Annotated in this window: 19 protein-coding genes; 13 read left to right on the forward strand and 6 right to left on the reverse strand. The window is 51.2% G+C overall.

The window, feature by feature from the left end; translation table 11 throughout:
• Window positions 1–34 precede the first annotated feature (34 nt).
• The 6 genes from P2G88_RS10690 to ilvN all read left to right on the forward strand — a co-directional run bounded on the left by P2G88_RS10690 (window position 35) and on the right by ilvN (window position 6,353).
• Complete coding sequence (locus P2G88_RS10690; protein WP_275795852.1) at window positions 35–1,606, forward strand: tetratricopeptide repeat-containing sulfotransferase family protein; 1,572 nt, start codon at window positions 35–37, stop codon at window positions 1,604–1,606.
• A gap of 67 nt (window positions 1,607–1,673) precedes the next feature.
• A complete protein-coding gene (locus tag P2G88_RS10695) occupies window positions 1,674–2,171 on the forward strand; it encodes a DUF4442 domain-containing protein (protein ID WP_275795853.1) in 498 nt (165 codons plus the stop codon).
• A 46-nt stretch (window positions 2,172–2,217) separates the two neighbouring features.
• Window positions 2,218–3,471: a sodium:proton antiporter NhaD gene (nhaD, locus tag P2G88_RS10700; RefSeq protein WP_275795854.1), complete on the forward strand. Its 1,254-nt coding sequence runs from the start codon at window positions 2,218–2,220 to the stop codon at window positions 3,469–3,471.
• Between the two features lie 122 nt (window positions 3,472–3,593).
• Window positions 3,594–3,962: a DUF413 domain-containing protein gene (locus tag P2G88_RS10705; protein WP_275795855.1), complete on the forward strand. Its 369-nt coding sequence runs from the start codon at window positions 3,594–3,596 to the stop codon at window positions 3,960–3,962.
• A 175-nt stretch (window positions 3,963–4,137) separates the two neighbouring features.
• Window positions 4,138–5,856 (forward strand): acetolactate synthase 3 large subunit, encoded by a 1,719-nt coding sequence (locus P2G88_RS10710; RefSeq protein WP_275795856.1) that lies wholly within the window; start codon window positions 4,138–4,140, stop codon window positions 5,854–5,856.
• Window positions 5,856–6,353: an acetolactate synthase small subunit gene (gene ilvN / locus P2G88_RS10715; RefSeq protein WP_275795857.1), complete on the forward strand. Its 498-nt coding sequence runs from the start codon at window positions 5,856–5,858 to the stop codon at window positions 6,351–6,353. The genes P2G88_RS10710 and ilvN overlap by 1 nt, the downstream gene beginning before the upstream one ends.
• A 3-nt stretch (window positions 6,354–6,356) precedes the next feature.
• On the opposite strand, the gene P2G88_RS10720 is transcribed toward ilvN, so the two are convergent.
• From P2G88_RS10720 to gorA, 5 genes are all read right to left on the reverse strand, one after another.
• Entirely contained in the window at window positions 6,357–8,525 is a 2,169-nt protein-coding gene (locus tag P2G88_RS10720; RefSeq protein WP_275795858.1) for a methyl-accepting chemotaxis protein, read from the reverse strand.
• A gap of 80 nt (window positions 8,526–8,605) precedes the next feature.
• Complete coding sequence (locus P2G88_RS10725) at window positions 8,606–9,697, reverse strand: esterase-like activity of phytase family protein (RefSeq protein WP_275795859.1); 1,092 nt, start codon at window positions 9,695–9,697, stop codon at window positions 8,606–8,608.
• Window positions 9,698–9,788: 91 nt separating this feature from the next.
• The gene (locus P2G88_RS10730) at window positions 9,789–10,322 is read right to left on the reverse strand and encodes a GNAT family N-acetyltransferase (protein WP_275795860.1); all 534 of its coding nucleotides are present in this window, start codon (window positions 10,320–10,322) and stop codon (window positions 9,789–9,791) included.
• Between the two features lie 5 nt (window positions 10,323–10,327).
• Window positions 10,328–11,038, reverse strand: a complete 711-nt coding sequence (locus P2G88_RS10735) for an SIMPL domain-containing protein (protein ID WP_275795861.1) — start codon at window positions 11,036–11,038, stop codon at window positions 10,328–10,330.
• A gap of 108 nt (window positions 11,039–11,146) precedes the next feature.
• A complete protein-coding gene (gorA, locus tag P2G88_RS10740; protein WP_275795862.1) occupies window positions 11,147–12,496 on the reverse strand; it encodes a glutathione-disulfide reductase in 1,350 nt (449 codons plus the stop codon).
• 153 nt (window positions 12,497–12,649) lie between these two features.
• On the opposite strand from gorA, the gene P2G88_RS10745 reads away from it, so the two are divergent.
• The 6 genes from P2G88_RS10745 to ubiB all read left to right on the forward strand — a co-directional run bounded on the left by P2G88_RS10745 (window position 12,650) and on the right by ubiB (window position 19,134).
• Window positions 12,650–13,114 (forward strand): Hsp20/alpha crystallin family protein, encoded by a 465-nt coding sequence (locus P2G88_RS10745; RefSeq protein ID WP_275795863.1) that lies wholly within the window; start codon window positions 12,650–12,652, stop codon window positions 13,112–13,114.
• Window positions 13,115–13,233: 119 nt separating this feature from the next.
• Window positions 13,234–15,273 (forward strand): oligopeptidase A, encoded by a 2,040-nt coding sequence (prlC, locus tag P2G88_RS10750; RefSeq protein ID WP_275795864.1) that lies wholly within the window; start codon window positions 13,234–13,236, stop codon window positions 15,271–15,273.
• Between the two features lie 73 nt (window positions 15,274–15,346).
• Window positions 15,347–16,060 carry a DNA-3-methyladenine glycosylase I gene (locus P2G88_RS10755; protein WP_275795865.1) on the forward strand — a complete coding sequence of 238 codons (714 nt, stop codon included), beginning with the start codon at window positions 15,347–15,349 and terminating at the stop codon, window positions 16,058–16,060.
• Window positions 16,061–16,126: 66 nt separating this feature from the next.
• Window positions 16,127–16,885 (forward strand): bifunctional demethylmenaquinone methyltransferase/2-methoxy-6-polyprenyl-1,4-benzoquinol methylase UbiE, encoded by a 759-nt coding sequence (ubiE, locus tag P2G88_RS10760; protein WP_275795866.1) that lies wholly within the window; start codon window positions 16,127–16,129, stop codon window positions 16,883–16,885.
• A 9-nt stretch (window positions 16,886–16,894) separates the two neighbouring features.
• Window positions 16,895–17,512, forward strand: a complete 618-nt coding sequence (locus P2G88_RS10765) for an SCP2 sterol-binding domain-containing protein (protein ID WP_275795867.1) — start codon at window positions 16,895–16,897, stop codon at window positions 17,510–17,512.
• The gene (ubiB, locus tag P2G88_RS10770) at window positions 17,509–19,134 is read left to right on the forward strand and encodes a ubiquinone biosynthesis regulatory protein kinase UbiB (RefSeq protein WP_275795868.1); all 1,626 of its coding nucleotides are present in this window, start codon (window positions 17,509–17,511) and stop codon (window positions 19,132–19,134) included. The genes P2G88_RS10765 and ubiB overlap by 4 nt, the downstream gene beginning before the upstream one ends.
• 61 nt (window positions 19,135–19,195) lie before the next feature.
• Here ubiB and P2G88_RS10775 read toward each other — a convergent pair whose 3' ends face one another.
• Window positions 19,196–20,113, reverse strand: a complete 918-nt coding sequence (locus tag P2G88_RS10775) for a hypothetical protein (protein ID WP_275795869.1) — start codon at window positions 20,111–20,113, stop codon at window positions 19,196–19,198.
• Between the two features lie 163 nt (window positions 20,114–20,276).
• Between P2G88_RS10775 and tatA the strand changes: the two genes are divergently transcribed.
• Window positions 20,277–20,522 carry a Sec-independent protein translocase subunit TatA gene (tatA, locus tag P2G88_RS10780; RefSeq protein ID WP_275795870.1) on the forward strand — a complete coding sequence of 82 codons (246 nt, stop codon included), beginning with the start codon at window positions 20,277–20,279 and terminating at the stop codon, window positions 20,520–20,522.
• The last annotated feature ends 2 nt before the right edge of the window (window positions 20,523–20,524 follow it).

The following is a 20,524-nucleotide window of genomic DNA, read 5'->3' on the forward strand; positions in this document are numbered from 1 at the left end:
GAGGCGCCCTTTTTTCTGCAGAGACTGTAACGCTATGTCATCCATCGCTTCGCTTCATCAACAAGCCATCAACCTAATCAACCAAAGGCGCTATACCGAAGCTCATCCACTCTGTGTGCAGGTGATTCAGGCACAGCCCGGCCATGCCGATGCCTATTTTTTACTGGGGGTGATCAACTTTGAGCTGGGGCAGGTTGCCAAATCCACCGCATTGATAGAAGAAGCAATCAAACGGGATCCCAAGCCTGAGTATCTGGCCCACTTGGCCAAGGCTCACGCCCTGCTCGGCAATCTTCGCCAAGCCAAGGCACTGGCACAGGCTTGTCCGCCTGAGAAACTGGATAACGCTCTGACCCTGGATACTCTGGGTGTCGCTTTAAGCCGCGTGGGCTTGCATCAACAAGCCTTGCAGTACTTTGAAAAAGCCTTGCAGTTGGATGCCAGCAAAGCCGCATACCATTACAACCTGGCAGTCAGTGCCAAATTCTGTGGTGACTTTGACACAGCAAAAAGCGCCTTTGAAACCGCGATTAACCTTAAGCCTGATTATGCCCAAGCCCATTTTGCGCTCTCTGATTTGGGCGGTATCGATACGCAGAACCATCACCTGCATCGCCTGGAACCCCTGTATCAGGCCAACAGTGATGCCGATGCCGGATTGCATCTTGGTCATGCCATGGCTAAAGAATATGAGGCCTTAGGGCAGTATGACCAGGCTTTTGCCATCCTCAGGGACTGCAAAGACAAAAAACTGGCCAGCATAAATTATGACTTTGCCGAGGATGCCCGCCTGTATACTCATTGCCAGCAACTGCTGCTCCAATACAAAGACAAGATGAGCCAGGGTTGTGTCAGCGAAGAGCCGATCTTTGTATTGGGTATGCCACGTTCTGGTACCACCTTGGTGGAACGTATACTGTCTTCCCATTCGGAGGTGACCTCTGCCGGTGAATTGCAGGACTTCGGCATGGCAGTGAAAGAACTGACCCGAACACCCAGTCGTCAGGTACTCGATGTACAAACCCTGGAAAGCGCCTACCAAATAGACTTTGCCCAGTTGGGCGAGCGCTATTTGCAGCGAACCCGCGCCGTTACCGGACAAACACCCAGGTTTGTGGATAAGCTACCCTTTAACTTTTTCTATCTCGACCTGATTCGCCGCGCATTACCCAAGGCCAAAATCCTGTGCCTGCTTCGCAACCCGTTGGATACCTGCATTGGTAATTTCCGCCAGCTGTTTTCCATCAGTAGTCCCTATTATTCCTATGCCTATAACCTCGAAAACACCGGTCGATTCTATGCTGCATTCAGGCAGTGGGTAGAAGCCTTTAGCCAGATGCAGCATCCTCATTTTCGCTTTGTGGACTATGAAAAACTGGTCGCCAATCCTGAGGAAGAGGTTCGCGCCTTACTGGATTTTTGCGGTCTCTCCTGGCAACAAGCCTGCCTTAGAGTGGAAGACAATCAAACTCCCGTCTCCACCGCCAGCAAAGTGCAGGTCAGAGAGCCTATCAATACGCGTTCTGTAGGACGCTGGCGTCGTTATCAGGCTTATACGCAGGAATTGGAGCAACTATTGCGTTTTGCAGGATGGCTGAAGTCTTAACGCCAGCATTGCCAGAAACCCGCCAATCTGGCAATCTTCACCCTGGTCCAACCAGATGAAAAATACCATGGCAGCCAAAAACCCGCTTCGCAAACTCGTTGATACCGCCAATCGCTTCGGTCCCAAGATGGCCTCTTTCATTATGACGCGAGCTTTTTGCAGCAAGGTAAAACTGGCAGGAACCGCCGGGGTAGAAATTCTGCAAACCGACGGTAAATCCGTGACCTTTCGCCTGAAAAACCGCAAGAAAGTACAGAATCATATTGGCAGTGTGCATGCCGCTGGCATGGCTTTATTGGCAGAGTCTGCCACCGGTTTTATTACCGGCATCAACCTGCCCGGCGATAAGCTGCCATTGATCAAATCCATGAACATCCGCTACCTGACTCGTGCTCAGGGCGATATGCAGGCAGTCGCGCACCTCAGTGACGAACAAATTTCCGCCATGATGCAGCAGGACAAAGGTGAAGTTAATGTGGCGGTAAAAGTGACCGATGCCACTGGCACACAAACCGTTGATTGTGAGATGATCTGGGCCTGGATCCCCAAAAAACGCTCTGCCTAACCCTCTTCGCAGGAAGCGTGCCTTCTGAGTTGTAACAGGACGACCTATGCCCACACTGGACATGCTGCTGATCGCCATCGCATTACTGGCGCTACTTGGTGTTATCTTTGAAGAAGTTACCCATATCAGCAAAGCCAAGGTCACCCTGTTTGCCGGCACCGTGTCCTGGATCATGTTGTATATTCAGTCTGCCGGAGGGCCACAGGCCAGCGTTGTAGACCATCAACTGCATGAAAACATTGCCGAGATAGCAAACCTGTGGCTCTTCCTCGTTGCCGCCATGACCTTTGTCGCCTACCTCAACAAGAAGCGCCTGATCGAAAGCCTGATGAATATTCTGCTGCCGGCCAAAATGAGCGAGCGCAAAATGATGTTTATCACCGGCGCCTTCTGCTTTTTCTTTTCCTCACTGGCTGACAACATCACCGCCACCCTGGTGGCCATTGCCATGGTGCTGCAGCTGGGTCTGGATAAAGCCAAAACGGTCAAGTTTGCAGTATTGACGGTGTTTGCGGTGAACTCTGGTGGCGTGGCCCTGATCACGGGTGACGTGACCACCCTGATGATTTTCCTGGAAGGCAAAACCCGCATTCAGGATCTGATGTGGCTCAGCGTGCCTTCGTTCCTGTCAGTCATGTTATTGGCTGCCCTACTGTCAGTGCGCATGAACGGTCGCATTACCCTTAACAAGCATCGTGCTCAGGTAGAGCCTGTGGATGTGCTGATTTCATTGGTGTTCCTGGCCACCATTCTATGCACCATCGCCGGCAACATCCTGTTCTCTATTCCACCGGTACTGAGTTTCCTGTGTGGGTTATCCCTTATGTTTTTAATCGCCCACTTCCTGCGCCCCGATCAGGAGAAAGATCCGATTCTGGATTACATCCGTCGCATCGAGTTTGACACCCTGCTGTTCTTCCTCGGTATTTTGCTACTTGTGGGCATGCTCAAGCACATTCAGGTGCTGGAATTGCTACTCCAGGTCTATCAGTTGGTGCCGTTGGAATGGGCCAATTTCCTGATGGGTATTCTGTCTGCTTTTATCGATAACGTGCCTCTGACCGCAGCGCTCTTAAAAGCCGACATTATGATGGACAGAAGCGCCTGGCTGGAACTGACCTATGCTGTCGGTGTAGGTGGCTCGATGATGGTGATCGGCTCTGCTGCAGGCATCGTTGCCATGAGCAAAGTTAAAGGCCTGACCTTTGCTCAGTATGCACGCTATTCCCTATTGCTGTTGTTTTGTTATGGCTTCGGCTACCTGGCGGTCAGAGTATTGGTCGACCTATTGGCCATCTAACAGTCAATTGTTCAGTTCAACAGCAAATTTTTGTTGACAGCTTTGCCTTTTGCCACTATCTAGTCCTTGGCAAATGCCCTTCATTCCTGATGTTTATGACTTGTTAATTGGGGATGCCCATCATGGCTAAATTAACGAAAGAATCTCTGCTAAAACGCGCTTTTCTCGATCCAAAGAATTACCCCTATGGTTTTTCTCGTTCGGGAGATTTTTCTATTGGCGAAAGCCAGGCACTTAGCCGTTATGGCACCCTGGTTGCAGCTTTGGTTGACGGCCAAATCGAACCTGAGGACGAGGAAGATCATGCTCTGATCGCCGCGGCCAGGGGCGATAAAGCGCCTTCGACCGTTATAGAAAAAGCCTGGTGTAAATACCAGAAGCGTATCAATCGTCCAAAATTGGGTAGTATTTATGGCTCTAAATCCCGTGTGGTCGCAGACAGCGACGATATGGGTGAAGATACCGATATGGAAATCGAACTGGACGATTAACAGATCCGATGAGAAGAAGCCCGCCCGTGCGGGCTTTTTTTTGGCACAGAAAGAAACACCCATCCTATTTTATCGATATACAGGGATAAATATCCCGCTTTTTGCCAAAATACTGTTTATTCAGACTTATTCCTTGGTTATAGTGCCGGTTCATACAACGCAGGGAGATTGTCAGGTGGAAATGATGTCAGGGGCCGCCATGGTGGTCAGGGCGCTGAAAGATATTGGGGTAAAACATCTATTCGGTTATCCCGGCGGGGCAGTATTGGATATTTACGATGCCCTTTATGCACAAAACGATGTGCAGCATATATTGGTACGTCATGAGCAGGCAGCTGCCCATATGGCGGACGGCTACGCCCGTGCCACTGGACAAACGGGTACCGTGCTGGTCACTTCTGGTCCCGGTGCAACCAATACCCTGACTGGCATTGCCACAGCCTATATGGACAGTATTCCCATGGTGATTCTGTCTGGCCAGGTACCGTCCATGCACATCGGCGAAGATGCCTTCCAGGAAACCGATATGGTGGGCTGCTCACGCCCCATCGTTAAGCACAGTTTCCTGGTCAAACGCGCCATCGACATCCCGGCCGTCATTGCCAAAGCTTACTATATTGCCAATACCGGTCGCCCTGGTCCGGTGGTGGTGGATCTGCCCAAAGATGTGGTCAATGTTCAAGAGCGTCATCCCTATCACTTCCCTGACAAAGTGCAGCTGCGTTCCTATAACCCCACCGTCAAGGGGCATGTAGGACAGATTAAAAAAGCCCTTAAAGTGCTGCTCGACGCCAAACGTCCGGTGCTTTATGTGGGTGGCGGTGCCATTGCCTGCGATGCCGCCAGCCTGGTTACCGAACTGGCAGAAAAACTACACTTGCCAGTGACCAGCACGCTGATGGGCTTAGGCGCCTTCCCAGGAACGCATCAGCAGTCGTTGGGCATGCTCGGCATGCATGGCACCCTGGAAGCCAATAAGAGTATGCACAACGCCGATTGTATTCTGGCGTTAGGCGCCCGTTTTGATGATCGTGTTACCAACAATGTGCAGAAATTCTGCCCGCACGCCACCATTATTCATGTGGACATCGACCCGGCGTCTATCTCTAAGACCGTGAATGCTCATATTCCGGTGGTTGGCTCGGTCAAGTCTGTGCTAACCCAGTTCTTTGAACAGATGCACGAAATTGACGATAACGAACGCAAGGCGCAACTGGCCGGTTGGTGGGAGCAGATTGCCTCCTGGCGCACTCGCCAATGTCTTAAATACCAAACCGATGCAGAGCACATTAAGCCACAACAAGTGATTGAGTCTGTGTATAAGCACACCAAAGGCGATGCCTTTGTTAGCTCGGATGTAGGCCAGCATCAGATGTTTGCTGCGCTTTATTATCCTTTTGATAAGCCCAGGCGTTGGATCAACTCAGGCGGGCTTGGCACCATGGGCTTCGGCCTACCTGCGGCCATGGGCGTGCAATTTGCCCACCCTGAGGCGGTGTCTGTGTGCGTTACCGGCGACGGTAGTATTCAGATGAACATTCAGGAGCTGTCTACCTGTTTGCAGTATGGTTTACCCATTAAGGTCATCTCCCTCAACAACCGTGCCTTAGGTATGGTGCGTCAATGGCAGGATATGATTTACAAGGGGCGTCACTCCCACTCTTACATGGAATCGCTACCCGATTTCGTAAAACTGGCTGAGGCCTACGGTCATATCGGGATCCGGGTGGAACACCCAGACCAGCTGGATGAGGCCATGGCCCGCTGCTTTGCAGAAAAGGACCGCCTGGTGTTTATGGATATTGTCGTCGACCAAAACGAACATGTGTACCCTATGCAAATCAAATACGGGGCCATGGATGATATGAGACTGAGTAAGACGGAGCGCACCTGATGAGACGTATTATTTCCGTATTGATGGAGAATGAACCTGGCGCCCTGTCTCGCATTATCGGCTTGTTTTCACAGCGCGGTTATAACCTGGATACCCTCTGCGTGGCGCCGGTGGAAGATTCCAGCCTTTCGAGGCTGACTATTACCACCGTGGGCGACGATAAGGTCATTGAACAGATCACCAAACAAGTTAACAAGTTAGTGGATGTGCTCAAGGTCTCTGATCTGACCGACGGTCAGCACATTGAGCGCGAGCTGATGCTGATAAAAGTAGCGACCAAGAGCGAAAGCATCCGCGCCGAGGTCAAACGCACCGTGGATATTTACAGGGGCCAGGTGGTGGATATTTCCCCCACCAACTACACCATGGAAATTACCGGTACCAGCGACAAATTGGATGCCTTTGTAAATACCATGGCGCAGGTGGGCGAAATAGTGGAAATATCCCGCACCGGGGTCTGCGGCCTGGCCCGTGGCGAAAAGGCCATGCGGCCTTAAGACTTAGCTTGTCTTCAGTCTACCCAGTTGCGTTTGCAATTGGGTAACCTGCTCGCCGATATTCCTGGCACTGTCAGAGGACGATACCGCCAGCTCTGCCACTGAACGGCCGGCATCGCCGATAGAAACGATATTTTCGTTAATGGCCTCACTGACCGAACTTTGCTCTTCGGCGGCGGTGGCCATCTGCATCAAGCGATCGGAAATAATGCCGATCTCCTCAACAATGCTGGATAGTTCCACAAAGGCCTCTTCCGAACGCGAAGACGCGCTGTTAGCCCTGCTGCTATTGGCATCTATCATGCTCACGGTGTTTTTCACTTCCTGCTGAAGTCCTGAAATTACTTTGTCGATTTCCCCCACCGATTCAGCGGTCTTGGATGCCAGCGCCCTGACCTCATCAGCCACCACACTAAAGCCGCGGCCATGATCACCCGCTCGAGCTGCCTCGATTGCGGCATTCAATGCCAGCAGATTGGTTTGATCAGCGATAGCACCAATCACATCCAAGATCTTACGGATATCATTACTTCGACTGGCCACCTCAGACACCGCTTCGGAAGCCTTTTGCATATCGGTGGCCAGTTGTTTGACCTGGCCTACCGCATCAGACAGGGTGCGCTCGGTACGGTGTACCGAGCCTTTCACCGTATTGGCACTATTAGCCGCTTCGTTAGCGTGGCTAGCCACTTCGCTGGCGGTGGCCGACATCTGTGTGACGGCAGTCACCACACTGTCTATTTCCTGATGCTGACGCGATAGTTGTTTGCTGGTCAGTTCTGCATCTTTTTGCGTCTGCGTAGCACTTTTTGCCACTTCCTGACTGGAAGATTTCACCATCTCCAACAGGTTGGCAATGGTATCTTTAAACGTATTAAAGCCCTCTGCCAAGGCGATCAGTTCCGCATGGGTTTGTACCTGTAATCGCTGTGTTAAGTCGCCCCCTCGATTAGCTAAGTCAGTCATCTTTCCAGCCACCATCCGCACCGGATTAACAATACCGGAGCTGACCACTTTGGTAACAAGCAGTGCGGCAACCAACAGAACTAAAGCAATCACAGAAAGTTGCCACAATAAACTGGCAACCTGATCTTCAATAGACTTGGACAAACTGCTGACAGAGGCCATTGCCGACTCATAATCCACACCAATCACCATTAACCAATTGGTGGACGCGGTTTGAATAGTCACAGGCGCTGCCACATACAAAAAGTCTCCCTCTCGCAGAGAGCCGCCTGATGAAATCAAGGCAAATAACCTGTCTGCCAATTTGCTATCCATTGCCTCAGATAAAGGTCTGGCCAACTTTTCCTTGGCATCGGAAGCCGCCACCAAAAGCTTATTTTGGCTTACCAGATAAACCTTTGATTTGCCATTGTAGAGGGAGGCGGCTAGCTGTTCTGCACGGGACTGCAGCAACGGAAGATTCATATCTGCCCCGACCACACCAACCACTCTTCCTTTGGCTTTTACCGGCGCGACGATACTGGTCATCAGTTCTGAGTAACCTGGCCGTATCTCAAATTCATAGGGATCCGATACGCAGGGTTTAGCCTGCTCAAAAGGACACAAATACCACTCTGCTTCCCTTAACCCAAACTCATCCAAGGTTGCATCGTGTTTTTCTTCTGCGTCTTCCACGGGTACTTGGTTGATCGTGCCGTCAGTTTCACGCACAAAATAAACCTCCAGCGTGCCCACGCCAACAACAGAGTGTGTGGTGCCTTCAAGGTAATCTGCGTCATTATCATGAAACCCCTGCGTTTCGAACTGGGCATACATAGAAGATGCCGGAGCCACACTAAGAGTATCCTTTAGCGTGCGCTCCACCTGGGGTCGTGAAAGCGCCAGGTCATCCCCCCTGTCGATGGTTTTTGCCAATCTCGCTGCGAGGGCGGCGGGGTATTGGAATGCTTTCTCAATGGTCAGGGTCACGTCAGCAGCATCTTTACTGGCCTGAGATTGAAGACGAGCAATCAGTTCCGTCTCTAATTCATTGCTTACTTGTCCGACGATTTCTTTCTGAGTTTGCTGAAGAGAGAACCGGCTATATAGCAGGAAAGCCAGTGTCACAATAAAGAGCACGACACCTACCATAAGCATTAACTTGCTGGAGATCGACGCACTGCGTAATGAGAAGCCGTGACTTGGGGTGGTTATTTGCTGCGACATAGAAAGACTCACATCGAGATGGTGAGTCTAAGTGTGGCAAACTTTTGGTCGCTCGCAAGCTAGAACAGAATAAGTTTAGATCAGTCTAACCATTGAATATTAAAAGGAATATTAAAGAGTAGCGCACCCATTTTCTGGTACGCCTCAGCATTGCTTGGGCACTGAATATTCTTCAGATAATTGACTTTCCATGGATCGTTAACCATCCACAGTTGACCGTCCATCAGGGTAATGCCCTCGATGGATGCGTTATCCATCAGCTCATAGGCAGGGCAAGCAGCATCGGCTGTCGGCGCCAGGAAGTCCATGGGGATGATTTTGGTTGGCTTTTTGGCCGTCAGATCCACCAGCCACAGCTGGTCATCATTGCGGGCAAAGGCTAACAAGTATCCTTGCTGGTGATCGAGAAACTCCAGGGCATTAATCGGATGTGCCCCTTCGCTGAATGCGGGGAGTTGCAGCTTGGCATCTTGTACATCGAGAAAGCCAGCCTCGCTCCATTGCACCCTATTCAGAGCTAACTTAAAAATACGTGGCTGCGAGGCCATGTCCTTTTCCAGGCCAAGGTACAAGGTGCCATCTCTGCTAATCGCCAACCCCTCAATACCGTCATTGGGAAAATTGCCCACCGCCATATCTGGGCTATAACGCAGGGGGCGCACGGCGGTGATCAGCACTTCTTGGTTGTCCTGATATTCCAGGCGCAGCAAAAGGGTGGGATAAAGGGTAGAGCCACTGTCGGCAAATCGCTTCTGACACTCTTCAGACAACTGCAGACCGGCGGTATCTTCTGTCACCGAATAAAGCACGCGGTCGTCCTGTTTGTCGGCAACCAAGGCTTCCAGATCAGGTGCTGAGGACAAATAGGATGCAAAACAGCTGGCGTTAAGTGCGGGCGACAGTCTGATCGGTAAGCTCTGTCGTATACGTGCGCTCTCTGCATCAAGCACGTGCAGCTTCAGTTGCTGCTGTTGAACGGCGCTTCTGTCCGACAACGTTACCAGTTGCTTTCGCCAAACGGTTAAGCCAGACGGCTGGGGATCATTTAAAATATCGCCGTTGGCCTGGCGGACCCAATTTCCCTTGCTCTGCTCGGTTGGCTGAGTGGCTGCACAGGCAGAAGGACCAGCGATACAGAAAAGGCATATAAGAAGGCGCAGGGTTAGATTCATAGTCTATGTCTAGTCGGGCCAGGCGGGCAGTTATATTGGGTTAGCGGGCGTCGGTCAAGGCATTGCGGTCAATGTCATTGATTTTTCATGTTTATTTTTGCTCTGCACACCAGGCATACAGACTCAAAACCGGATCTTCCGCCTTGGCCTGATAGGTTGACCGGAAGGCAAATCCGCAATGCTCTAATAAGCCTATTGAACGATGGTTCTCTGGCAGGCAGATGGCAAGGACTTCTTGGTGATTGTCGGCTTTAGCCACACGCAGCACGGCATTGGCCGCTTCCAAAGCATAACCTTTGCCTCTGGCATGCGCTGCAAAGGCGAATCCCAGATCAGGTTGCGGCAGCGTGTCGCGCTTGAGAATACCGCACAACCCCAGAGGTTCTTGAGTAGATGCCAGCTCTACTAACATCAGTCCATGACCATGTTGTTGGTATTGCTGCATGGGGCCTTTCTCGATATAGCCCCTGGCACTTTCCATATCACTTACCCCTTTATCGCCGATATACCTCAGCCAGTCCGGGTCATTCACCAACGACAAGATAAAAGGCGCATCATCAAAGGTGACCTGGCGTAATCTGAGACGCTCTGTGTGAAGGCTTTGTGGCTTGCTGTAATCTGACATGCGCATTAATCCGCCAGGTAATATTCAATGGTAGAGACCACACGCACTTTCTTAATGTAGGGCGTATTGCGATCACGATTCTCAATGCTGAACTGCCCCTGCGTAGCCTGGCGAATTTTGCCGACACGACTATCTGAATCCTGAGCAAACTTCTGGGCTACCGCGCGGGCATTTTTAGTCGCTTCCTCAATCATCTCAGGTTTGATCTCATTCAGACCAGTAAACATAAACTCGGTGGCATATTCATATTGATTGCCGCTTACCACCAAGCCCTGTTTGCCTAACTCCACCATATCCTGCATAGCGGATCTGACCATATCCACTTTGGCGGAATAGACTGTCACTACCTGATTGGCGGTGTAGCGGAATTCGGGCTGCTCTCCACCGCCCCACTGTTGGGCCAGCTTATCGGTGACCATCGGGGCGGCGATATTGATTTCCTCTCGATCGATACCTTTTAACACCAAAAAGGCCCGTACCTTGTCCGCGTTTTTTTCCATCTCCTGATAGAGCTCGGCCAAATCATTTCCGGCTTGGGTAAAGGCAATGGGCCAGATGACCTGGTCGGCTTTAACTTCGCGCTCGGATAGTCCTTTAACCTGCACAGTGCGTTCGAATTCCTTCACTTTAATGGCAGCATTACCCAGCAAATACCCCAAAGCAGTCAGGCCCAGAAAGACGCCTATTGCCAACACCAGATTTTGTTGTCTATTCACTCTGACCTTCCCTCTTTACCCAAAGCATCAGTCTACTCTCAAATTCTTCATAGGATGCGCAACAATCTGTAACCAGAGACAGAAGACAGATTGATGTCTCAGTAAGCACTATCGCATCGTCACAAACTCTTCCGCCGAAGTGGGATGAATCGCCACACAAGCATCAAAGTCCGCCTTGGTCGCCCCCATTTTAATCGCCACCGCAAAACCTTGCAGGATCTCATCCATGCCCAGACCAATACCATGCAGACCCACTACTTTTTGTTCGGGGCCGACGCATACCAGTTTCATGCGGGTTATTTGGCGATGACGGGTTACCGCGGTATACATTGCACCAAAGCTGGAATGGTAGGCCGTTACATTTTGGGTACCAAACTTTTCTCTGGCTTCGGGCTCGGTCATGCCGATGGTGCCGATGGCAGGATGACTGAAAACCACGGTAGGCACGTTGCCATAATCCATCTTGGCATTGACCTGACCGTTGAACAGGCGTTCTGACAGCAAGCGTCCCGCCTTCACTGCCACCGGCGTCAATTCAATCCTGCCGGTATTGTCGCCAACGGCATAGATCCCCGCAGCGCGGGTATTCTGATAATCATCCACCCAGATATAGCCCTTTTCATCCAAGGCCACACCAGCCTTTTCCAAGCCCAGATTGTGAGTATTAGGCGAGCGGCCAATGGCCCAAATCAGGCAATCCACCAATAGAGATTGACCATTTTTAAAAGTAACGTTAAGGCTGTTATCGTCCTGCTTTTCAACACACTTCACTTCACAGAATTTATGCAGGGTAGGACCGTCGGCTTCCATCAACTCAATCAAGGTATCGGAAAGCATGGGATCAAAACTGCGCAGCACGCGATCATGGCGAATGGCCAGATGGGTCTCACTGCCGAGGCTATGCAACACACCGGCCAGCTCCACGGCAATGTAACCCGCTCCCACCACCAGCACCCGCTTGGGTTGCTCAGTCAGGGCAAAGAAGCCATTAGAGTCTATGCCTAATTCCGATCCCGGCAAATCAGGGATCATGGGCTTACCGCCGGTGGCGATCAGAATATGTTTAGCCGTTATTTGCTGGCCGTTGACCTCCACCGTGTTGGCATCAATAAACCGGGCAAAACCTTGAATGACCTCCACGCCGTTATTCGCCAATCCCCTGTTGTAAGAGCCATGAATACGCTCGATATAGGCCTCACGGCTATTGACCAGGGTTTGCCAGTCAAAGCCCTTTACCTCTAGGTCAAAGCCGTAATCCGGGGCATATTTATGGATGGCCTCGGCCACCTGCGCGCCAAACCACATGGCTTTTTTGGGCACACACCCCACATTGACACAGGTGCCGCCCAGTTTGCCTGCTTCAATCAGTGCCACTTTGGCACCATGACTGGCGGCGCGGTTGGCCGAGGCGATGCCGCCACTACCGGCGCCGATACAGATATAGTCAAATTCCTTCATTATTTTTCCTGTTTACTGGCTGGGCTGAGGGTCTACAAATAAGGCCATTCTACTTTTTTGCAACGCCTTTGATCCAAAGCAAGTTTGTCACTGGCGAACGGGACAGGCCGGATCTACTTTTTATTTCGCCATTACAACACAGGAGAAAATATCATGAGCTTTTTTCCCAGTTTGTTCGGACAGCATAAAAATGACCCGGTGACATCACTTCGCAGTCGCATAGATAACCTGTTTGATGATTTTTTCAAAGACTGGCCACAGCAAAGTGATTTGGCCGGTAAATGGATGCGTCCCGCGGTGGATATGGCCGAAACCAAAGAAGGACTGGAAATCAAGATCGATTTACCGGATATGGATAAAAAGGACATCCATCTGCACCTGCACGGTGACCAACTCACCGTCGAGGGGGAGAAAGAATTCAAGCATGAAGACAAGACAGACAAAGGCTACCATCTGCTGGAGCGCAGTTACGGCTCTTTCAGACGGGATATTCCTCTGCCCTTCGCCCTGGAAGACAGCAGTAAAGTCACTGCCAGGTACGACAAGGGCGTGTTGTCCATTTTGATCCCAAGACCGGCTGGCGCAGTACAAGATAAAAGACGCATCAATATAGGCTAATACGCCATTGATACTCTCCCTTGGGGCGCCAAATGGCGCCCTTTTTCTTACTACTTGTATTGAGTTTGCCGCGTTTAGCCTTATCTTGTATTTCAATCTTTGCAAACGGGACTCTTGTTATGACCAATCCCCTGCAGCAGCCTTTTCATCTGCCGCCCTTTTCCCATATTCGCCCGGAACATATCCGCCCCGCAGTGGAAGACGCCATTGCTCACTGCAAATCCCAAATAGAAGCACTGGTAAAGCAAGACCACTTTACCTGGGACAATCTGGTAGCGCCGCTGGAAGAAGCAGATGATGCTCTTAATCGCTTGTGGTCGCCGGTATCACACTTAAACTCTGTGCTTAGCAGCGACGCCCTGCGCGAAGCCCACGATGCCTGCTTGCCGCTATTATCGGATTACGGCACTTATGTGGGCCAACATCAGGGACTTTATCAGGCCTACAAGGCCATCAAAGACAGCGAACAATTCCAGCAACTAAGCGAAGCGCAGCGTAAAGTTATCGACAATACCCTACGGGACTTCACTCTCTCCGGTATTGCCTTGCCCGAGGATAAGAAAAAGCGCTTCGCCGAGATCAAAAGTAAGCTTTCGGATCTGTCCTCCAAATTCAGCAATAACCTGATGGATGCCACTTTAGGCTGGACCAAACATATCACCGACCAGTCATTGCTGGCTGGGATGCCGGAGTCCGCCCTTGAAGCTGCCGCCCAGGCTGCCAAAGAGAAGGAGCTGGATGGCTGGCTGTTTACCCTGGATATACCCAGCTATCTGCCGGTGATGATGTATGCCGATAATCGCGACTTGCGCGAAGAAATGTACCGCGCTTACTGCACCCGAGCCTCAGAGCAAGGACCCAATGCCGGCAAGTGGGATAACTCTGCAGTGATGGAAGAAATTCTAGAGTTGCGTCACGAACTGGCACAGCTGCTGGATTTTGACAGCTATGCCCATCGTTCACTGGCTACCAAAATGGCCGAAAACCCGGAGCAGGTTATTGGTTTTCTCGATGATTTAGCCGCCCGCTCACGTCCACAGGCCAAGCGCGACCTCGATGACCTGCGTGATTTTGCTGCCCGCGAACATGGTATGAACGAACTGCAAGCCTGGGATCTGGCTTATTACAGCGAAAAACTCAAAGAAGCCCGCTATAGCATTTCCGATGAGCTGCTGCGCCCTTATTTCCCGCAACCGCGGGTCGTCGCGGGGCTGTTTGAAGTGGTGAAACGCCTGTATGGGTTGAACATCGTTGAGCGCAACGATGTGGTTACCTGGCACAAAGATGTGCACTTCTACGATATTTTCGATAAGCAAGGGGAACTGCGTGGCAGCTTCTACCTGGATCTCTATGCCCGTGCCCACAAGCGCGGCGGCGCCTGGATGGATGTGTGCCTGGACAAACGCCAAAAAACAGATGGCAGCTGGCAACATCCGGTGGCATACCTGACTTGTAACTTTAACGGCCCGGTAGGCAAAAAACCTGCCCTCTTCACCCATGACGAAGTACTGACCCTGTTCCATGAATTTGGTCATGGCCTGCATCATATGCTGACCAAGGTCACCGCCGTGGGCGTGGCCGGTATCAATGCGGTGCCCTGGGATGCAGTGGAATTACCCAGCCAGTTTTTGGAAAACTGGTGCTGGCAGGAAGAAGCGCTGGCCTTTATTTCCGGCCACTATGAGAGCGGTGAACCACTACCCATAGATCTGCTGAATAAACTCCTGGCAGCCCGTAACTTCCAATCGGCCATGCAAATGGTCAGACAGTTGGAGTTCAGCCTGTTTGACTTCCATTTGCACCGCGAATATCAACCGGGCAAAGCCAACCAGGTACAGTCCGTGTTGGACAGGGTGCGTAATGACGTGGCGGTGATAATTCCCCCTGCATTCAATCGCTTCCAGCATAGCTTCAGCCATATCTTCGGCGGTGGTTATGCGGCCGGCTATTACAGCTACAAATGGGCCGAAGTCTTGTCTTCCGATGCCTTTGCCCGCTTTGAAGAAGAAGGCATCTTTAACCCACAAACCGGTCAGGATTTCCTGGAGCATATCCTGGAAATGGGCGGTTGCCGTGAGCCAATGGAGCTGTTTAAAGCCTTCCGTGGTCGTGAGCCTAAGGTCGATGCCTTGCTGCGCCACAGCGGTATTGATGCGTAAGGGTTCCCGCTAGCGACATGCGGGAATGACTGGGGAGGCATAGCTGTCACTTTTCCAACTAAAGGCGAAACCGATGGAATATCTCGACCAATTGGAATCTTTTGATGCCCTGTATCAGCGGGCATGTGAGCGCAAGGGCGGCAAAGCTGCCCTTGAGGCCATGCTCGGTAAACCTCTGAGTAACGGCGCATTAGCAAAGGTAGGGGATGATCGCATCCTGGCCGAGTTCACCAAAAAGATCTTCCAATCGGGTTTTGTATGGCGGGTAGTGGAACAGAAATGGCCGGCTTTTGAAGAGCTTTTCTTCGGTTTTGATATCGACAAGATATTACTGATGCCCGATGAGATGCTTGAACGTAAAGCCAGCGATCCGGCCATTATCCGCAACTTCAACAAGGTCAAAACCATTCGTGACAATGCGTTGATGATGGATGATATGCGTAAAAAGCACGGTAGCTTTGCCCGTTTCCTGGCGGATTGGCCAGAGGATGACGTTATCGGCCTGTGGGATTACCTTAAAAAACACGGTGCCCGTTTGGGCGGCAATACCGGCCCTTATGCGCTGCGCTTTATTGGAAAAGACACCTTCTTGCTGAGCAAAGATGTGGAAGGCTATCTTCGTAGCCGCAATCTCATTACCGGCGCCGTGAGTTCCAAAGGCAGCAGAAAAGCCATTCAGGACGCCTTTAATCTGCTCAAAAAACAAAGTGGGCGGTCTTTTCAGGAACTCAGCCGTATTATCGCTTTTAGTGTGGGCGACAATCTGCCCACCGAGGGGCAGCATTAAGGCCATTTGGCTGGTATTCTGACCTCAATAAAGTACACTAGCGCCGCACGCAACCTAGGAGTCAGCATGAGCGAGCAGCTAAATAATGAAACCACCCATTTCGGCTATAAAACGGTCGACAAGGCCAACAAAGCGTCGATGGTCGCCGAGGTGTTTCATTCCGTCGCCGCCAAGTACGATCTGATGAACGATTTGATGTCCATGGGCATCCATCGTCTGTGGAAACGTTTTACCATTGATTGCAGTGGCGTGCGTGCTGGCCACAAGGTGCTCGATCTCGCCGGCGGCACAGGCGATTTAGCCGCTAAGTTCTCGCGTTTGGTGGGCGAAAAGGGACAAGTGGTATTGGCCGATATCAACCAGGCCATGCTTAAAGTAGGTCGCGACAAGCTGCGTGACAAAGGCCTTATCGGCAATCTCGAATATGTGCAGGCCAACGCCGAGTGCTTGCCCTTCCCGGACAACCACTTTGACCTTATCACGATCGCCTTTGGCCTGCGTAATGTGACCGATAAGGACAAAGCCCTGGCTTCTATGTATCGTGTGCTTAAGCCGGGTGGTCGTTTGTTGGTACTGGAATTTTCCAAACCCACCCACGAAGCCCTGAGCAAGGCCTATGATCTGTATAGTTTCCACGTGCTGCCCAAGATGGGGCAACTGGTGGCAGGCGATGCCGAAAGCTACCAATATCTGGCCGAGTCTATCCGTATGCATCCGGATCAGGACACTCTCAAAGCCATGATGGAGCAAGTCGGGTTTGAACAGGTAACTTACCATAATCTGACCGGTGGTATTGTCGCCCTGCATCGCGGTTTCAAATTCTAAGGACTGCAAGTGCCTTTCACTCAGTTGGTTAATGCTTCTCTGGAAATTCTGCTCAATCGTCTGCTGACATTGGATGATGCCAGTTCAGAGCGGTTGCGCGCATTGTCCGGACAGCGACTTCGGGTGCGTATCAGAGAATTCCCTCAACCACTAACCTTTGCCTTTTCAGACAAGGTCGATTTGCTTGGCGACACCGACAGCCCGGTGGATTGCGATATTGAGCTGTCCATCAACACCCTGGATAAAATTGGTGATCTCAACCGCTTAAACCAGCTTATTCAGCAAAAGGCCCTGACCCTTAAAGGCGATCTACATACTGCCCAAGCCTTTGGCATACTGTTCAAAGAGCTGAATATCGATTGGGAAGAGCAGCTTTCCCGCTATACCGGCGATGTCGTTGCCCATCAGTCATTCAACCTGATGAAAGGCCTGAAGCAGAAATTTTCCAGAGATATGGCACAGCTTCGCAGCGTGCTCAGTGATGTGGCCTTGCAGGAAAAACCCGTAGCAGCTCATCCGCTGGCAGTGGAAGACTTCGCCGGTGAAGTCAATAAACTGCGTGCCGATACGGCCCGTTTTGAGGCTAAATTGACCCAACTGGAACAGCGCAAGGCAGGTAAAGCGTGAGGATCCTTCGCCTCTACACCATTAAAAAAACCTTATTGCAATATGGCCTGGATGAGCTGATCCCGGCCAAATGGTTACCCTGGTACGCCAAGCTCGCCAGACAAAGCGCTTTTTGGCTGCGCAACAAACACCAAGATGCCAACCGGGGGGAGCGCATACGCCTAGCCTTGCAATCCTTAGGGCCGGTGTTTATTAAATTTGGACAGATGCTGTCCACCCGCCGCGATCTGCTGCCGCCGGACATTGCCGACGAATTAAGCCTGTTGCAGGACAAGGTGCCGCCCTTTGACAGCGACCTGGCCCAGGAGATGATCAAAAAGGCGCTGCATATCAACAGTATTGAAGTGCTATTTGAGGACTTCGAGATTAAGCCACTGGCATCGGCCTCCATCGCGCAGGTCCATGGTGCCAGGCTGAAACCCAATGGCGAAGCGGTGGTGATAAAAGTGATCCGCCCGGATATTGCCGACACTATTCATGCCGACATCGAGTTGATGCACACCCTGGCTATGGTCATTCAGCGCTGGTTGCCCGACGGCAAACGCCTGCGCCCGGTGGAAGTGGTCAAAGAATACGAGCGCACCATATTAGATGAACTGGATTTGCTACGCGAAGCGTCAAACGGCGCCCAACTGAAGCATAATTTCGAAGGTTCAGATTCCCTCTACATTCCCCATATCTACGGCGATTATTGTCGAACCAATGTGATGGTGATGGAACGTATTAAAGGGATCCCGGTGGCCGACGTGGATGCCCTGATGGCCCAAGGCACCAATATGAAGAAGCTGGCCGAGCGCGGGGTTGAGGTATTCTTTACCCAGGTATTCCGGGACAGCTTTTTCCATGCGGATATGCACCCGGGCAATATTTTTGTCTCCACCGAGCACCCCCACGATCCCATGTATATAGGAATCGACTTCGGTATCGTCGGCACCCTTAATCGCGAAGACAAACGCTACCTGGCGGAAAATTTTGTGGCCTTCTTCAACCGCGACTATCGCAAGGTAGCAGAGCTGCATGTGGACTCGGGCTGGGTACCGGCCGATGTCAATCTGGATGACTTTGAAATGGCCATTCGCACGGTGTGCGAACCCATTTTCCAAAAACCTTTGGCCGAGATCAGCTTTGGTCTGGTGTTGCTGCAACTATTTAATACCGCCAGGCGCTTTAATATGCAGGTACAGCCGCAGTTAGTGCTGTTGCAGAAAACCTTGTTGTACATCGAAGGACTGGGGCGACAGCTCTACCCACAGCTTGACCTGTGGCAGACTGCCAAGCCGTTCTTAGAAAACTGGATGAAAGAGCAGGTTGGCTTTAAAGCCATGATGATGAAAGTGCAGGCCAACCTGCCTTATTGGTCGGAAAAACTGCCGGAAGTGCCTGAGCTGATGTTTGATACCCTCAAACAGCTCAAACAGTTACCCCTGCAACAACAACAATGGATGGATAAGCTGGAAGCCCAGCAGCAGCGCCAGCACAGTAGTCTGCTCTATAAGCTGGGGGGTAGCACCCTATTACTGCTTTCAGCGCTATTGCCCTTGTACCCTATCAGCCCCTGGCTTGCTGCCGCCAGTGCCGGTGTTGGCGCATTGTGCTGGGGACGGGCCTGGTGGCTTCGATAGCGTCGTCCACGACTGAATAGGTTACCTACTCTCTTCTCGCCGATAAGTACTTGAGCATTTGTTAGTATTGGCCAAAAAACCCTTCCACACGCAGCGCAACCCCGTAAGAGGTTTCGAAATTCTCGTCGCGACGCCATAGCAAGAAAGGCTCTATCTCAAAAAACAACCACTTGCGAAGAGCGTTCATTCGCCAACGAGTACTGACCAGGTATTCCTCAATACGGTAGTTGGGTTGACTGTTGCCCTGTAAATACAAGCCATAGATAAGCGCTGTTTTTTCAGACCATTGGCGATAGTGACTAAAGCTGTGTTGCCAAATCCAGTCGTTTTCCCGGTCACGGAAATAGAAGTGGTTATCGAATCTGAACAGGGAATCATCTTCAAACTGATGATCATATTGCGCCATCCAATGGCTGCCGAAGCCATCCTGGCTGTAGAAATAAACCGAGGCTTCGAGATTGATATTGTTCATATCGGAAACGCCAAGGCTTTTGCGCAGCGAGGACTTCACAAAAGGCTGCAACTTTCGGCCCAAACCAATACGATGGGATACACGAAAATCCTCCCCCCGCTTTTCTGTCCAACGTAACGCCATGCTGAAGCGGTTGCGATTGTCTATATCCTGATTTTGCGCCGCCTTTACCGAAGTAATTTGTTCATCCTCATCATAATCGGAGAACACTAAATCTGTTTGCCGCTTCATATTGGGCAGTCGTACCTTCAAGCGAAAACGGGTAACAAACTCATTGAGATGGCCGGAACGGGGCTCCCAACCCAACATAATACGTCCGGCCCCGGAAGCCTTTTCGTCCAGCGGCAAGGCCTCTTCGGCAAAAAACTCATCAAACCAAAGAGCAGTGGCATCGATGGACGCAGAGACGTTATCTTGCATGGTATCCAACCACTGATTATCGGTTGGATCGGAGGAAGGAGGCTCACTTTCCTGAGCCGCCAGGGCGGGTGAGATGACAAACATCATTGTCCACAACCACTTCATCTCAAACAGGTTCCAAAATAAAAATGCATCCAATTGAACAAAGCATGGTCATAATAGTCTGCAAATACTAGTGCTATTGAGCAAACCGAGTGACCTTTGTGTCAGGCTGGATATAATAACCGAAGATTTATTAGGAGAGTGAGATATGGGCGGGATAAGCATTTGGCAGCTTCTGATTATTTTTGCGATTGTCGTGCTGTTGTTTGGCACCAAGCGCTTGCGCAATATTGGTAGCGACTTGGGTTCGGCTGTCAAAGGCTTTAAAAAGGCCATCGACGACAAGGATGCCGAGTTTGAAGAAGAAAAAAGTGATCCTCAGCAGGCCAAGGTAGAAAACAAGTCAGAGACGACTCAGAAAAGCCAGCAAGATCAGCAGAAGCAAGACAGGTAATC

Origin of the sequence: Aliiglaciecola sp. CAU 1673, from assembly GCF_029223185.1 — a bacterium.
In the GTDB taxonomy this organism is placed as follows: domain Bacteria; phylum Pseudomonadota; class Gammaproteobacteria; order Enterobacterales; family Alteromonadaceae; genus Bowmanella.

Excerpts from the sequence above, each read along its gene's own strand:
- P2G88_RS10690 (WP_275795852.1), top strand. The coding sequence starts at position 35 with ATGTCATCCATCGCTTCGCTTCATCAACAAGCCATCAACCTAATCAAC.
- P2G88_RS10695 (WP_275795853.1), top strand. The coding sequence starts at position 1,674 with ATGGCAGCCAAAAACCCGCTTCGCAAACTCGTTGATACCGCCAATCGC.
- nhaD (WP_275795854.1), top strand. The coding sequence starts at position 2,218 with ATGCCCACACTGGACATGCTGCTGATCGCCATCGCATTACTGGCGCTA.
- P2G88_RS10705 (WP_275795855.1), top strand. The coding sequence starts at position 3,594 with ATGGCTAAATTAACGAAAGAATCTCTGCTAAAACGCGCTTTTCTCGAT.
- ilvN (WP_275795857.1), top strand. The coding sequence starts at position 5,856 with ATGAGACGTATTATTTCCGTATTGATGGAGAATGAACCTGGCGCCCTG.
- P2G88_RS10720 (WP_275795858.1), bottom strand. The coding sequence starts at position 8,525 with ATGTCGCAGCAAATAACCACCCCAAGTCACGGCTTCTCATTACGCAGT.
- P2G88_RS10725 (WP_275795859.1), bottom strand. The coding sequence starts at position 9,697 with ATGAATCTAACCCTGCGCCTTCTTATATGCCTTTTCTGTATCGCTGGT.
- P2G88_RS10730 (WP_275795860.1), bottom strand. The coding sequence starts at position 10,322 with ATGTCAGATTACAGCAAGCCACAAAGCCTTCACACAGAGCGTCTCAGA.
- gorA (WP_275795862.1), bottom strand. The coding sequence starts at position 12,496 with ATGAAGGAATTTGACTATATCTGTATCGGCGCCGGTAGTGGCGGCATC.
- P2G88_RS10745 (WP_275795863.1), top strand. The coding sequence starts at position 12,650 with ATGAGCTTTTTTCCCAGTTTGTTCGGACAGCATAAAAATGACCCGGTG.
- prlC (WP_275795864.1), top strand. The coding sequence starts at position 13,234 with ATGACCAATCCCCTGCAGCAGCCTTTTCATCTGCCGCCCTTTTCCCAT.
- P2G88_RS10755 (WP_275795865.1), top strand. The coding sequence starts at position 15,347 with ATGGAATATCTCGACCAATTGGAATCTTTTGATGCCCTGTATCAGCGG.
- ubiE (WP_275795866.1), top strand. The coding sequence starts at position 16,127 with ATGAGCGAGCAGCTAAATAATGAAACCACCCATTTCGGCTATAAAACG.
- P2G88_RS10775 (WP_275795869.1), bottom strand. The coding sequence starts at position 20,113 with ATGATGTTTGTCATCTCACCCGCCCTGGCGGCTCAGGAAAGTGAGCCT.
- tatA (WP_275795870.1), top strand. The coding sequence starts at position 20,277 with ATGGGCGGGATAAGCATTTGGCAGCTTCTGATTATTTTTGCGATTGTC.